This is a genomic window from Xanthomonas sp. SHU 308, from assembly GCF_000364645.1.
GTDB lineage: Bacteria > Pseudomonadota > Gammaproteobacteria > Xanthomonadales > Xanthomonadaceae > Xanthomonas_A > Xanthomonas_A sontii.
On record NZ_AQOK01000744.1, the window covers coordinates 1 to 14,198 of the forward strand.

The window sequence follows — 14,198 nt, forward strand, 5'->3', positions numbered from 1 at the left end:
GCGGAAGGGGCATCCTGCCCCTGCCGCGAACGGCGCACGTCCATGTGCGCCGCCCCTTCGGGGTTTTTCCCCGGGCCGGCCGCCGCTTCGGAAGGGAACCCGGTAAGGCAACAGCAACAGCAACAGCAAGAGCAACAGCAAGAGCAAGAGCAAGAGCAAGAGCAAGAGCAAGAGCAAGAGCAAAGCTTGGCCGCGTTGCGGCCTTGGTACCGACATTGGAGTGGACATGGACCCGATCGATACGCGCGCCCTGCAGGACCTGGATGCCGCGCACCACCTGCACCCGTTCAACGACAACGCCGCCCTGGCGCAGAAAGGCACCCGCATCCTCACACGCGGCGATGGCGCCTACGTCTGGGACGCCGACGGCAACCAGTTGCTGGACGCCTTCGCCGGCCTGTGGTGCGTCAACGTCGGCTACGGGCGCAAGGAACTCGGCCAGGCCGCCGCACGGCAGATGGAACAGCTGGCGTACTACAACAGCTTCTTCCAGTGCACCACCGAACCCACCATCCGCCTGGCCGCCAAGCTTGCCGAACTGGCGCCGGGCGACCTCGACCATGCCTTCTTCACCAATTCCGGCTCCGAGGCCAACGACACCATCCTGCGCCTGGTGCGGCACTTCTGGGCCGTGCAGGACCAGCCGCAGAAGACCATCTTCATCGGCCGCCACGACGGCTACCACGGCACCACCATGGCCGGCGCCAGCCTCGGCGGGATGAAGGGCATGCACCGCCAGGGCGGCCTGCCGATCCCCGACATCCACCACATCGATCCGCCGTACTGGTTCGGCGACGGCGGCGACATGGACCCGGAGGAATACGGGCTGCTCGCCGCGCGCAGGCTGGAGGACAAGATCCTGGAACTGGGGCCGGAGCGGGTGGCCGCGTTCATCGGCGAGCCGATCATGGGCGCGATCGGCGTGTACATTCCGCCGCGCAGCTACTGGCCGGAGATCGAGCGCATCTGCCGCCGCTACGACGTGCTGCTGGTCGCCGACGAGGTGATCTGCGGCTTCGGCCGCACCGGGGAATGGTTCGGGTCGCAATACTTCGGCTTCCAGCCGGACGTGATGACCATCGCCAAGGGCATCACCTCCGGCTACATCCCGCTCGGCGCGGCGATGTTCGGCACGCGCGTGGCCACGGTGCTGAAGGAGCAGGGCGGCGAGTTGGCGCATGGCTGCACCTATTCCGGGCACCCGGTGTGCGCGGCGGTGGCGCTGGAGAACCTGCGCCTGCTGCAGGACGAGGGTATCGTCGAACGCGCGCGCAGCGAGATCGCGCCGTACCTGGCGCAACGCTGGGCCGAGCTGGGCGAGCACCGGCTGGTGGGCGAGGCGCGCATCGTCGGCATGATCGGCGCGCTGGAACTGGTGCCGGACAAGCCGCGCCGGCAGTACTTCCCCGAGCGCGGCAAGGTCGGCGCATTGTGCCGCGACAATGCGCTGCGCCGCGGCCTGATCCTGCGCGCCACCAACGACGCGATGCTGCTGTCGCCGCCGCTGATCCTCAGCCGTGCCCAGGTCGACGAACTGTTCGACAAGGCCTGGCTGGCGCTGGAGGATACGGCCCAGGCGCTGGGCAAATAGCCCGGCGCTGGGTAGTCTGGAGCCCCGATCCCGGATCCGGCGCGCGCCGCCGATCCTTCCATTCCTGCCCCCACGGACCCGCGGAGACCTGCGATGAAGCTGCGACTGCTCACTCTTTCCCTGGCCACGGCGCTGCTCGCCGGCTGCGGCGGCTCCGGCGGCGACGCGGACAAGGCGGGGCAGGGCGAGGCGAAGGTCCTCAACGTGTACAACTACTCGGACTACATCGCTGAGAACACGATTCCCGACTTCGAGAAGCAGAGCGGGATCAAGGTCACCTACGACGTCTTCGACAGCGACGAGATGGTGGAGACCAAGCTGCTGGCCGGCGGCAGCGGCTACGACGTGGTGGTGCCGACGCTGAACTTCTTCGGCCGGCAGATCCAGGCCGGCGTGTTCCTGCCGCTGGACAAGAGCAAGATCCCAAACCTGGCCAATCTCGATCCGCAGATCATGCAGCGCATCGCGCAGCAGGATCCGGGCAACAAGTACGGCGTGCCGTACATGGTCGGCACCACCGGCATCGGCTACAACGTGGACAAGGTCAAGGCCGCGTTCGGCAGCACCGACATCGCCAACAGCTGGGACCTGGTGTTCAAGCCGGAGAACCTGTCCAAGCTCAAGGACTGCGGCGTGACCCTGCTGGACACGCCCTCGGACCTGATCCCGATCGCGCTGCACTACCTGGGGGAGGATCCGCACACCACCGACCCGGTCAAGATCGAGCAGGCCGCGGCGCTGATCAAGCGCATCCGCCCGTACGTGCAGAACTTCCACTCCTCGCAGTACGTGACCTCGCTGGCCAACGGCAGCACCTGCCTGGCGGTGGGCTGGTCCGGCGACATCATCCAAGCCCGCGACCGCGCCGAGGAAGCCAAGAACGGCGTGCACGTGGCCTATTCGATCCCCAAGGAAGGCGCGCCGCAGTGGTTCGACATGCTGGCCATCCCCAAGGATGCCAAGCATCCGGAGAACGCCTACGCGTTCATCAACTACCTGCTGACGCCCAAGGTGGCCGCGGCCAATACCGACTTCATCCACTACGCCAACCCGGTGCCGCAGGCGACCCCGCTGGTGGACGCGGCGATCCGCAACGATCCCACCATCTATCCGCCGCCGGACGTGGCCGCGAAGATGTTCACCTATTCGATCAACCCGCCCGAAGTGGACAAGCTGTACACCCGCCTGTGGACGGAGATCAAGACCGGCCGTTGAGCCGCCGGCGTTGCGGTCCGGGTAAGGCTTTGCGGGTTGCCCCGGACCGCTATCGCGCTGCGCTTGCCCGAGCGGCCAGGGGGAGCGTAAGCGGCTGTTGTGGGAGGGACTTCAGTCCCGACGCGATGCTGCCTGGGACGCATCGCGTCTTCGCCCGTCGCGGCTGAAGCCGCTCTTACCTCTTTGCGGGTCCACGCAGGCACCGCGCCGGCACGCTCTCCCGGTTGAGATCGGAGCCGGCAACACCCTCTCCCGCAGGAGCGGCTTCAGCCGCGACGGGCCGTCCCGATCGCGCCCCGTCGCGCGGCCGAAGGGCGCCCCGACACATCGCTCCCCCCATCGGGATGAGAGACCGGGGACATCGTTCCCTCGGCCAAGCGGCCGGGTCGGGCGCCGCACAGCGTCCGCCATCGCGGCGACGCCGCAGCGCCACCGCCACGCCGCGCTCACGCACTCTGTACTCACCGGTACAAATAATGCGCCGGCTGGCGTACGCTACCGTTTGGTGGCGTCGCCGTTCCGACCCGGCGACGTTCTTCCTCTCCCCAGGAATCAGCGACTTGAGCAACCACGACCCAGACTCCTCACAGGCGCCGCGGCAGGCCGCCGCGCGCGACGGCCACGCCGGCCAGGGCCAGTCCGGCTCGCCCCGGGACGACAAGGGCCATGACGGCAAGGGCCAAGACGACGACGGCAAGTCCGACACGCCGTCGCCGCTGAAGAACCCCAAGGTCAAATGGACCCTGCTGCTGATCGGCCTGCTGGTGGTGATCGGCCTGGTAGTGTGGCTGATCTATTACCTCACCACCGGCCGCTACCTGCAGGAGACCAACAACGCCTATCTGCAGGCCGATACGGTGGCGGTGGCGCCGCGGGTCAACGGCTACGTGACCGCGGTGTATGTGCGCGACAACCAGAGCGTGGCCGCCGGGCAGCCGCTGCTGGAGATCGACCCGCGCACCTACCGCGCCACCCTGGAGCAGGCGCAGGCCGCGATCGCGGTACGCCAGGCCGACATCGCCGCCGCCGAGGCCGGGCTGCAGGCGCAGCGCGCCAGCCTGCTGCAGGCGCGCACCCAGGTCACTGCCGCCGCCGCCAGCCTGCGCTTCGCCCAGGGCGAGGCCAAGCGCTTCGGGCCGTTGGCCGCGTCCGGCGCCGACACCCACGAACACTACGAAAGCATCGTCCACGACCGCGACCGCGCGCAGGCGCAGTTCGACGCGGCCAAGGCCCAGGTCGTCGCTGCGGAGAGCCAGGTGCAGGGCACCAGCGCCAAGCTCGACCAGGCCCGCGCCGGGCTGGTGCAGGCGCAGGCCGACGCCGCGCAGGCGGAAGTGGCGGTGGAGGACACCCGCCTGACCGCGCGCATCGCCGGCCGCATCGGCGACAAGACCGTGCAGGTCGGCCAGTTCGTCGCGGCCGGCACCCGGTTGATGAGCGTGGTGCCGGTGGACGCGCTGTACCTGAGCGCCAACTTCAAGGAAACCCAGGTCGGGCTGATGCGGCCGGGGCAGCCGGCGCGGATCGAGGTCGATGCGCTGTCCGGGGTGGAGCTGGACGGTGTGGTCGAGAGCATCGCCCCGGGCACCGGGTCTCAGTTCGCGCTGCTGCCGCCGGAGAACGCCACCGGCAACTTCACCAAGGTGGTGCAGCGGGTGCCGGTGCGCATCCGCCTCAAGGCCGGCGCCGAGGCGCGCAAGGTGCTGGTGCCGGGCATGTCGGTGACGGTGACGGTCGATACGCGCAGCGCCAAGGATGCCAAGGAGCGCGTGGAGGAAGAGGACGCGCAGGGCCAGGATACGGTCGCCCCGCGCGGGCGCACCCCGTGAGCGAAGCGGCCGCGGCGGCTGGCGCGCAGGCGTCGCAAAAGGCCGACACCGGCGCCTGGCTGGCGGTGGCCGCCGGCACCATCGGTTCGTTTATGGCGACGCTGGACATCTCCATCGTCAACGCCGCACTGCCGACTATCCAGGGCGAGGTCGGCGCCAGCGGCACCGAAGGCACCTGGATCTCGACCTCCTATCTGGTCGCCGAGATCGTGATGATCCCGCTGACCGGCTGGTTCGTGCGCACCCTCGGGCTGCGCAACTTCCTGCTGATCTGCGCGCTACTTTTCACGTTTTTCTCAGTGGTGTGCGGGCTGTCCAGCAGCCTGACCATGATGATCCTCGGCCGGGTCGGCCAGGGCTTCGCCGGCGGCGCGCTGATCCCCACCGCGCTGACCATCGTCGCCACGCGCCTGCCGCCGGCGCAGCAGACCCTGGGCACGGCGCTGTTCGGCATGACCGTGATCCTGGGTCCGGTGATCGGGCCGCTGCTGGGCGGCTGGCTCACCGAGAACGTCAGCTGGCACTACGCGTTCTTCCTCAACGTGCCGGTCTGCGCCGGCCTGGTGGCGCTGCTGCTGCTCGGGCTGCCGCACGAGCGCATGTATCTGCGCGGTCTGCTCGACGCCGACTGGCTCGGCATCTTCGGCCTGACCGCCGGACTGGGCGCGCTGACCGTGGTGCTGGAAGAAGGCCAGCGCGAGCGCTGGTTCGAATCCACCGAGATCGTGCTGCTGAGCGTGGTCTCGCTGGTCGGCTTCATCGCCCTGGTCGGCTCGCAGTTCCTCAGCCGGCAGCCGGTGATCCGCCTGTCGATCCTGCTGCAACGCAGTTTCGGTGCGGTGTTCGTGATGGTGATGGCGGTGGGCATGATCCTGTTCGGGGTCATGTACATGATCCCGCAGTTCCTGGCGGTGATCTCCGGCTACAACACCGAGCAGTCCGGCTACGTGGTGCTGCTGTCGGGCATCCCCACGGTGCTGCTGATGCCGATGATGCCCAAGCTGCTGACCACGGTGGATGTGCGCGTGCTGGTGCTCGGCGGGTTGAGCTGCTTCGCCGCGGCCTGCTTCGTCAACATGCACCTCACCGCTGAGTCGGTGGGCATGCATTTCGTCGCCGGGCAGCTGCTGCAGGGCTGCGGGCTGGCGCTGGCGATGATGTCGCTCAATCAGGCGGCGATCTCCTCGGTGCCGCCGGACCTGGCCGGCGACGCCTCGGGCCTGTTCAATGCCGCGCGCAACATGGGCGGCTCGATCGGCCTGGCGCTGATCTCCACCTTCCAGGAGCGGCGCATGGTGTTCCATACGCAGATGCTCGGCAGCGGCACCACCGCCAATTCGCCGCTGGCGCAGGACTACCTGCATGGCATCGCCGCGCAACTGCAGTCGGTGTCCGGCGCCGGCGCGGCGATGCAGTCGCTGGCGCAATTGGCGCGGCTGGTGCAGCAGCAGGCCCTGGTGATGACCTACAACGATCTGTTCTGGATCTTCGGGGTGATCGTGGTCTGCACGATCCCGCTGGCGTTCCTGCTCAAGCCGCTGCCTAAGGGCGGCGCTCCGCTCGCGATGCATTGAGGATTCCATGGCCCTGCGTTTCTCCCGCGTTCTCGTCGCCGCCGCGCTGCCCTCGCTGCTGTCGGCCTGCATGCTCGGCCCGGACTACGTGAAGCCGCCGCCGGTGGCCGAGGCGGCGCTGGCGCAGCCGCGGCTGCACCGCGCCGATGCCACGGCCGCGGCCGCCGGCGTGGTGCCGGCACCGCCGCCGCAGCGCTGGTGGGACACCCTGCAGGATCCGCAGTTGACCATGCTGGTCGAGCAGGCCCTGCAGCACAGTCCCAACCTGCGGGTGGCGCAGGCGCGCCTGCGCGCCTCGCGCGCGTTGGTCGATCAGCGCCACGCCGAGCAGTTGCCCAGCGTCGGGGCGACGGCCGCCTATCTCAACGCGCGCGCGCCGGATGCGCTGACCGACCGCCTGGGCAGCATCGCCGCCGGCACCGGCCAGCCGGTGGAGATCGATCCGCGCGCGCAGCTCTACAGCGTCGGCATCGATGCCAGCTGGGAACTGGATTTCTTCGGCCGCCGCCGCCGCGCCAGCGAGGGCGCACTGGCCGATGCCCAGGCCGACGAGGCCGACCTCGCCGACACCCAGGTGCAGATCGCCGCCGAAGTGGGGCAGGCCTACCTGGGCTACCGCAGCACGCGTGCGCGCATGGCCGTGGCCCAGCGCAACCTGGAGGCTGCCCGGCAGACCCTTCAACTGACCCGGCAGCGCCGCGAGCGCGGCGCCGACGCCGACCTGCAGGTGGAACGCGCGCAGGCGCAACTGCAGCAACAGGAGGCGGTACTCCCGGACCTGCAGGCGCAGGCGCAGGTGGCGCTGGACCAGTTGGCGCTGATGATCGGCCGCGAGCCCGGCGCGCTCGATGCCGAACTGGCCGCCGACCGGCCGTTGCCGACGCTGCCGGCGACGGTGCCGGTGGACGATGCCGGCTCGCTGATCCGCCGGCGCCCGGACGTGCGCCGCGCCGAGCGCCAGCTGGCCGCCTCGTCGGCGAAGATCGGCGAAGCGCTGACCGCCTACTTCCCGCAGGTCACGCTGCTGGGCAACATCGGCATGGCCGCGACCTCGCCGGGCGATCTCGGCCGCGACGCCGTCAACAGCGTGGTGGCGCCGTTCCTGCGCTGGTCGATCTTCGATTTCGGCGGCACCCGCGCCAAGGTCGAGCAGGCCCGCGCCGGCAACGCCGCGCGGCTGGCCGCCTACGAAGGCACGGTGCTGGCCGCGCTGCAGGATGCCAACGGCGCCCTGGCGCGCTTTGGCGCCGCGCGCCAGCAGGCGTTGGCCGCGGACAAGGCCGCCGCCTCGGCCGATCGTTCCGCCGCGTTGCTGCAGCAACGCTATGCCGCCGGCGCCTCGTCGCTGATCGATGCGCTGGACGTGCAGCGCCAGCAGGCCTCCGCCCAGGACAGTGCGCTGCAGGCGCATACCCAGGTGCTGCTGCGCTACGTGGCCTTGCAGAAGAGCCTGGGCCTGGGCTGGGCGGCACCGGAGGCGCCGGCGTCCGCGCCAGCGCCAGCCACGGCGCAGTAAGCGCTTGCTGCTTTGACGAATCCCCAATCCCGACTCCCGAATCCCGCGCCGCCGCGCGGCGTGGCCGCCGCGGTATCGCCGACGCGGCGCCCACGGCTACACTGAGGCTCACCGCGCCGCGGTCGCCGCCGCAGCGGCGCTCCGCACGACGGCGTGCTTCACGGGGAATCACCGATGGCGTTGAGCGAAGCGAGAACCGACCATCTGCCGGCACCGCCGCCGGCCAAGGGCGCCGGCTATGTGTCCATCGCCGGCCTGCGCAAGGAATTCGACGGGTTCGTCGCGCTGGACGACATCGATCTGGACATCGGCCAGGGCGAGATCTTCGCGCTGCTCGGCGGCTCCGGCAGCGGCAAGTCGACGCTGCTGCGCTGCCTGGGCGGGTTCGAGCAGCCCAGCCGCGGCCGCATCGTGCTCGACGGCCAGCCGCTGGATGGGCTGCCGCCGTACCAGCGCCCGCTCAACATGATGTTCCAGTCCTATGCGCTGTTCCCGCACATGAGCGTGGAGCAGAACATCGCCTTCGGGCTGAAGCAGGACGGCCTGTCGCGCACCGCCATTGCCAGCCGCGTCGGCGAGATGCTGGAGCTGGTGCGGCTGGGCACGCTCGGCAAGCGCAAGCCGCACCAGCTCTCCGGCGGCCAGCAGCAGCGCGTGGCGCTGGGGCGCTCGCTGGCCAAGCGGCCGAAACTGCTGCTGCTGGACGAGCCGATGGGCGCGCTGGACAAGAAGCTGCGCTCGCAGATGCAGCTGGAACTGGTCTCCATCATCGAGACCTCGGGGGTGACCTGCGTGATGGTCACCCACGACCAGGAGGAGGCGATGACCATGGCCACGCGCATCGCGCTGATGGAGCAGGGCCGCATCCGCCAGGTCGGCACGCCGGGCGACATCTACGAGTCGCCGAACAGCCGTTTCGTCGCCGAGTTCATCGGCTCGGTGAACATGTTCGAGGGCCGCATCGGCGAGGACCATCCCGACCACGTGACCGTGTTGTGCCCGCAGTTCCCGGTGCCGATCTACATCAGCCACGGCATCACCGGCGTGGAAGGGCAGGAGGTGGCGTTCGCGGTGCGTCCGGAAAAGGTCTGGATCACCAAGGGCGAACCGGAGCAGACCTACAACAAGGCGCGCGGCACCATCGAGGACATCGCCTATTTCGGCAGCCACTCGATCTTCCACGTGCGTCTGCCCAGCGGCATCCGCGTGCAATCCAACTTCGCCAACCAGAAGCGCTGGGACAGCGAAGGCATGACCTGGGGCGACACGGTGTGGGTGTCGTGGGACGACAACGACGGCGTGGTGCTGACCGCATGAGCGCGCCCGTCGTCCCGGTGCCGCCGCAACCGACGCCACGGTTGCGCCTGCAGCAGCGCCTGCGCCTGGGCTCGCTGCCGGCGCTGCGCTGGCTGGTGATCGCCGCGCCGTACCTGTGGCTGCTGCTGTTCTTCGCGATCCCGTTCCTGATCGTGTTGCGCATCTCCTTCGCCGAGCAGGCGATCCGCAGCCCGCCGTACAGCGAACTGCTCGAAGTCCGCGACGGCGTGCTGACGCTGAAACTGACCCTGCAGAACTATCTGGCGCTGCTGCGCGACCACCAGTACATCGAGGCCTACTGGGGCTCGATCAAGATCGCCGGTATCTCCACCGCGCTGACCCTGCTGATCGGCTACCCGATGGCCTACGCGATCGCGCGGCTGTCGCCGTCGGCGCGCAACATCGCGATGATGCTGGTGGTGCTGCCGTCGTGGACCTCGTTCCTGATCCGCGTCTACGCCTGGATCGGCATCCTCGACAGCAATGGCGTGCTCAACCGGGCGCTGCTGGCGCTGGGCCTGATCGATGCGCCGCTGCATATCCTGTACACGCCGGTCGCCGCCTACATCGGCATCGTCTACTGCTATCTGCCGTTCATGGTGCTGCCGCTGTACGCGACCCTGGTCAAGCTCGACCAGCGCCTGCTCGAGGCCGCCTACGATCTCGGCGCGCCGCCGTGGAAGGCGTTCCTGACCGTGACCCTGCCGCTGTCGCGGCCGGGTATCGTCGCCGGCTGCATGCTGGTGATGATTCCGGCGGTGGGCGAGTTCGTGATCCCGGAGATGCTCGGCGGCCCGGACACGCTGATGATCGGCCGGGTGCTGTGGGGCGAGTTCTTCAACAACCGCGACTGGCCGACCGCTTCGGCGGTGGCGATCGCGATGCTGGCGCTGCTGATGGTGCCGATCCTGATCTTCAACCGCTACCAGCAGCGCCAGCTCGAAGGCGGGCAGGCATGAGCGGCGCGCGCGGCGGCATGGGCAGGGTATTGCGCTGGACCGTGCTGGGCGCCGGCTTCGCCTTCCTGTACCTGCCGATCCTGCTGTTGATGGTGTATTCGTTCAACGCCTCCAAGCTGGCGACGGTGTGGGCCGGCTTCTCCACCAAGTGGTACGGCGAACTGCTGCGCGACCGGCAGATCCTGCAGGCGGCGTGGATCAGCCTGAAGGTGGCGTTCTGGACCGCCACCGCGTCGATGGTGCTCGGCACGCTGGCGGCGATGGCGATGACCCGCTTCCGCCGCTTCCCCAGCAAGAACCTGTTCGGCGCACTGGTGACCGCGCCGCTGGTGATGCCGGAGGTGATCATCGGCCTGTCGATCATGATGATGCTGGTATCGATGGGCGGCGTGCTCGGCATCCCGCCCAAGGGCGTGATGGCGATCTGGGCCGCGCATGTCACCTTCACCCTGTCCTTCGTCACCGTGGTGGTGTCCTCGCGCCTGCAGGAACTGGACCGCTCGCTGGAAGAGGCGGCGATGGATCTGGGCGCCAACCGGCTCAAGGTGTTCTTCCTGATCACCGTGCCGATCATCGCCCCGGCGCTGGTGTCGGGCTGGCTGCTGGCGTTCACCCTGTCGCTGGACGACGTGGTGATCGCCAACTTCGTCGCCGGCCCGGATTCGACCACGCTGCCGATGACCGTGTTCTCCTCGGTGCGCATGGGCCTGAAGCCCAAGATCAACGCGCTGGCCACGCTGATGGTGCTGGCGGTGTCGATCGCCGCCGTCGTCGGCTGGTGGCTGATGGCGCGCAGCGAGAAACGCCGCCAGCGCGACATGCAGTTGGCGCAACAGCAGGGGGGATGATGTGTGCTGCTTTTCCGTGGAGCGGCGTCAGCCGCGACACGCATTGCCGGTAAGGCCTGTCGCGGCTTAGCCCGCTCCCACGGGATCTTGCGGCGAGCTTGCCTGCCTGTGCACTGTTGGAGGGACTCCAGTCCCGACGCATTGCGCCATCGGAGAGCACGGAGCGTCGCTCCTGGCGGCTGCATGACAGTCGACTCATACAGGCCACGCGGAACACTGTGAGCCATCGCGCTCTCTGGCATCGCCACGTCGCCGCAACGTCCACGGCGCTAGGCTGGCCGGACACTTTTCAGGAGTCCGCGCGATGCCTTACGACACCGTCAATCCGGCCAACGGCCAGGTCGAATACAGTCTCGAGCTGATGGATGCCGCCGCCGTCGAACAGCGCCTGGCCGGCGCGGCGCAGGCGTTCCCCGGCTGGGCGGCGACACCGCTGGAGCAGCGCGGCGCGCTGCTGCGCAAGGTCGGTGCGCAACTGCGCGAACAGCGCGACGCGATCCAGCGGGTGATGACCGCGGAAATGGGCAAGCTGCGCAAGGAGGCGCTGGCCGAACTCGACAAATGCGCCGCGGCCTGCGACTACTACGCCGAGCATGCGGCGGACTACCTGCGCGAGCAGGCGGTGGCCACCGATGCGCAGCGCAGCTACGTGCGCTACGAACCACTGGGCTGCGTGCTGGCGGTGATGCCATGGAACTTCCCGATCTGGCAGGTGTTCCGCTTCCTGGCGCCGGCGCTGATGGCCGGCAACGTCGCCCTGCTCAAGCACGCCAGCAACGTGCCGCGCTGCGCCGACGCGATCCGCAAGGTGCTGGCCGACGCCGGCGTGCCGGACGGGGTGTTCGACGTGCTGCACATCGACAACGACCAGGCTGCCGAGGTGCTGCGCGATGCGCGCGTGGCCGCGGTCACTCTCACCGGCAGCGAGCGCGCCGGCCGCTCCATCGCCGCCAATGCCGGTGGGCAGCTGAAGAAGTGCGTGATGGAGTTGGGCGGCAGCGACGCCTTCGTGGTGCTGGATGACGCCGACCTCGATGCCACCGTCGCCGCGGCGGTGAAATCGCGCTTCGACAACGCCGGGCAGACCTGCATCGCGGCCAAGCGTTTCGTGGTGGTGGAGGCGATCGCCGACGAATTCGTACGCCGCTTCGTCGCCGCCGCGGCCGAGCGCCGCCTCGGCGACCCGCAGGACGAGGCGACCACGCTGGCGCCGATGGCGCGCCAGGACCTGCGCGACGAACTGCACAAGCAGGTGCAGGCCAGCATCGCCAAGGGGGCCAAGCCGCTGCTCGGTTGCGAGCCGGAACGCGACAGCCACGCCGGCTATCCGGCCTCGATCCTCGACCAGGTGACGCCAGGCATGCCGGCCTACGACGAGGAACTGTTCGGCCCGGTCGCGGCGATCCTGCGCGTGGCCGACGAAGCCGAGGCGGTGCGCGTGGCCAACGACACCACCTTCGGCCTCGGTGGCAGCGTCTGGACCTGTGATCGCGCCCGCGGCGAACGCGTGGCCTGCCAGCTGCAGTGCGGCGCCGCCTTCGTCAACGCCATCGTCAAGAGCGACGTGCGCCTGCCGTTCGGCGGCATCAAGCGCTCCGGCTTCGGCCGCGAACTGGCCGAGCATGGCATCCATGAGTTCATGAACATCAAGTCGGTGTATGTGGCTTGAGTTGGGAATCGGGAATGGAGAATTGGGAATGGGAGAAGCGGCGGCGCCTGATGGCGCCGTCTGTCACGGATGATTGCTGCACGCCTAACGATGCAGCGTTACATCATGCCTGCGGCGCGCTGTCCATTCCCGATTCCCGTTTCTCCATTCCCGCCGCCGCTGCGCGGCGGCTCACAACCACCTCGCCCGCTTGAACGCCACATACAGCGCCACGCACACCGCGGCGACGCCGCCGACCATTAGTGGGTAGGCCCAGGGCCATTCCAGTTCCGGCATCTGTTTGAAGTTCATGCCGTACCAGCTGGTGATCAGGGTCGGGGCGGCGAGCAGGGCGGCCCAGGCGCCGAGGCGCTTGACCGTCTCGCCCTGGGCCAGGGTGACCAGCGACAGGTTCACGCTCAGCGCGGTGCCCAGCATTTCGCGCAGGGTGTCGATGGCGTCGTTGGTGCGCACCGCATGGTCGAGCACGTCACGCACGTACAGCCGCACTTCCTCGGCGATCAGCGGGCCGGGGTGGCGCTTGAGGTGCGCCAGCACGTCCTGCAGCGGCGCCACCGCCAGACGCATCTGGTTGAGTTCGCGCTTCAGTTCGTACAGACGGATCGCGGTGTCGCGCCGATACGACTCGGCGAAGATGTCCGCCTCCAGACGTTCCAGGCTCTGCCGGAAGGCGTCGAGGATCGGCTGGTAGTTGTCCACCACATAGTCCAGCACCGCGTACAGCGCGTAGGACGGGCCCAGTTTCATCAGCGAGGCCTCGCGTTCCAGCCGTTCGCGCACCGGCGCGTAGGGCAGCGAGGCGCCGTGGCGCACGGTCAGCAGGAAGCGCGCGCCGAGGAAGGCGTGGGTTTCGCCGTAGACGATGCGTTCGTCGATCACTTGCGCGGTGTGCACCGCCAGGAACAGCGAGTTGCCGAAAGCCTCGACCTTCGGCCGCTGGTGCGCCTTGCGGGTGTCCTCGATCGCCAGTTCGTGCAGCTGGAATTCCTCCTTGAGCTGCTGCAGTACCGCGTCGCCGGGCTCGTACATGCCGACCCAGACGAAGCCGTCGTCGTGGCCGGCCAGCACGTCGCTGATCTGCTCCAGGGCGATGTCGTGGCGGCGGCCGTGGCCGTCGTAGTGCACGCAGTTGATGACGCAGGCGGGATTGGCGGTCGCGGAGGCCATGGCGGGAGTGGGTTCGGCGGAGGCGCGCGTGGCGAGTGGCGCGACGGTATCAGGGCTGCGGGCGAGGGCGGGTGAGCGCCCAGGCCAGCGCCGCGTGCACCGGCAGCAGCAATGCGATCCATTGCAGGTTGAATTGCGGCTGCAGCATCGACAGCCAATGGATCAGCAGTGCGGCGCCGGCCAGCGCCACCACCAGCCACAGCAGCACGTCGAACCAGCGTCCGGGGCGGCGCCCGCGCAGCACGGCAATGCCGCCGACCAGCAGCGGCAGGCACAGCGGATCCAGCAGCAACAGGTTGCGGTTGCCCCAGGCGGCACGATGCTCGCTGAAGCCCCACAGGTACAGCAGGACCGCGCCGCCGAGCGCGCACAGCAGCCAGAACGGCAGCGCCAGCGCGGCCAGCCAGCGCGGGCGGCGGCCCAGCGCCAGCACCCCCGCCGCCGCGACCAGCCCCACCAGCAGCCATGGCCACCAGTGCCGCAGCTGTTCCGGCGGTTCCGGCGGCAGCCGCT

General features: G+C 69.1%; 10 protein-coding genes and 1 pseudogene. 9 read left to right on the plus strand and 2 right to left on the minus strand.

The features are described from left to right. Positions 1 to 226: 226 nt before the first annotated feature. From D588_RS0119655 to D588_RS0119695, 9 genes are all read left to right on the plus strand, one after another. Positions 227 to 1,591: an aspartate aminotransferase family protein gene (locus D588_RS0119655; protein WP_017917204.1), complete on the plus strand. Its 1,365-nt coding sequence runs from the start codon at positions 227 to 229 to the stop codon at positions 1,589 to 1,591. Between the two features lie 93 nt (positions 1,592 to 1,684). After that, positions 1,685 to 2,806 (plus strand): polyamine ABC transporter substrate-binding protein, encoded by a 1,122-nt coding sequence (locus tag D588_RS0119660; RefSeq protein ID WP_017917205.1) that lies wholly within the window; start codon positions 1,685 to 1,687, stop codon positions 2,804 to 2,806. Between the two features lie 560 nt (positions 2,807 to 3,366). Then, positions 3,367 to 4,635, plus strand: a complete 1,269-nt coding sequence (locus tag D588_RS0119665; protein ID WP_017917206.1) for an HlyD family secretion protein — start codon at positions 3,367 to 3,369, stop codon at positions 4,633 to 4,635. Continuing rightward, positions 4,632 to 6,209, plus strand: a complete 1,578-nt coding sequence (locus D588_RS0119670; protein WP_017917207.1) for a DHA2 family efflux MFS transporter permease subunit — start codon at positions 4,632 to 4,634, stop codon at positions 6,207 to 6,209. The genes D588_RS0119665 and D588_RS0119670 overlap by 4 nt, the downstream gene beginning before the upstream one ends. Before the next feature lie 13 nt (positions 6,210 to 6,222). Beyond that, on the plus strand, positions 6,223 to 7,725 hold the full coding sequence (locus D588_RS0119675) for an efflux transporter outer membrane subunit (protein WP_026143912.1): 1,503 nt from the start codon (positions 6,223 to 6,225) through the stop codon (positions 7,723 to 7,725). A 174-nt stretch (positions 7,726 to 7,899) separates the two neighbouring features. Further along, a complete protein-coding gene (gene potA, locus D588_RS0119680) occupies positions 7,900 to 9,042 on the plus strand; it encodes a polyamine ABC transporter ATP-binding protein (RefSeq protein WP_017917209.1) in 1,143 nt (380 codons plus the stop codon). Further along, positions 9,039 to 10,001: an ABC transporter permease subunit gene (locus D588_RS0119685; RefSeq protein WP_043086295.1), complete on the plus strand. Its 963-nt coding sequence runs from the start codon at positions 9,039 to 9,041 to the stop codon at positions 9,999 to 10,001. The genes potA and D588_RS0119685 overlap by 4 nt, the downstream gene beginning before the upstream one ends. Continuing rightward, on the plus strand, positions 9,998 to 10,849 hold the full coding sequence (locus tag D588_RS0119690; RefSeq protein ID WP_017917211.1) for an ABC transporter permease subunit: 852 nt from the start codon (positions 9,998 to 10,000) through the stop codon (positions 10,847 to 10,849). Before D588_RS0119685 ends, D588_RS0119690 begins: the two co-directional genes overlap by 4 nt. Before the next feature lie 304 nt (positions 10,850 to 11,153). Continuing rightward, positions 11,154 to 12,518: an NAD-dependent succinate-semialdehyde dehydrogenase gene (locus tag D588_RS0119695; RefSeq protein WP_017917212.1), complete on the plus strand. Its 1,365-nt coding sequence runs from the start codon at positions 11,154 to 11,156 to the stop codon at positions 12,516 to 12,518. A gap of 171 nt (positions 12,519 to 12,689) precedes the next feature. Here D588_RS0119695 and D588_RS0119700 read toward each other — a convergent pair whose 3' ends face one another. Next, a complete protein-coding gene (locus tag D588_RS0119700; protein ID WP_017908178.1) occupies positions 12,690 to 13,685 on the minus strand; it encodes a magnesium and cobalt transport protein CorA in 996 nt (331 codons plus the stop codon). A 49-nt stretch (positions 13,686 to 13,734) separates the two neighbouring features. Next, positions 13,735 to 14,198: pseudogene (locus tag D588_RS0119705) on the minus strand (hypothetical protein); the annotation flags it as partial.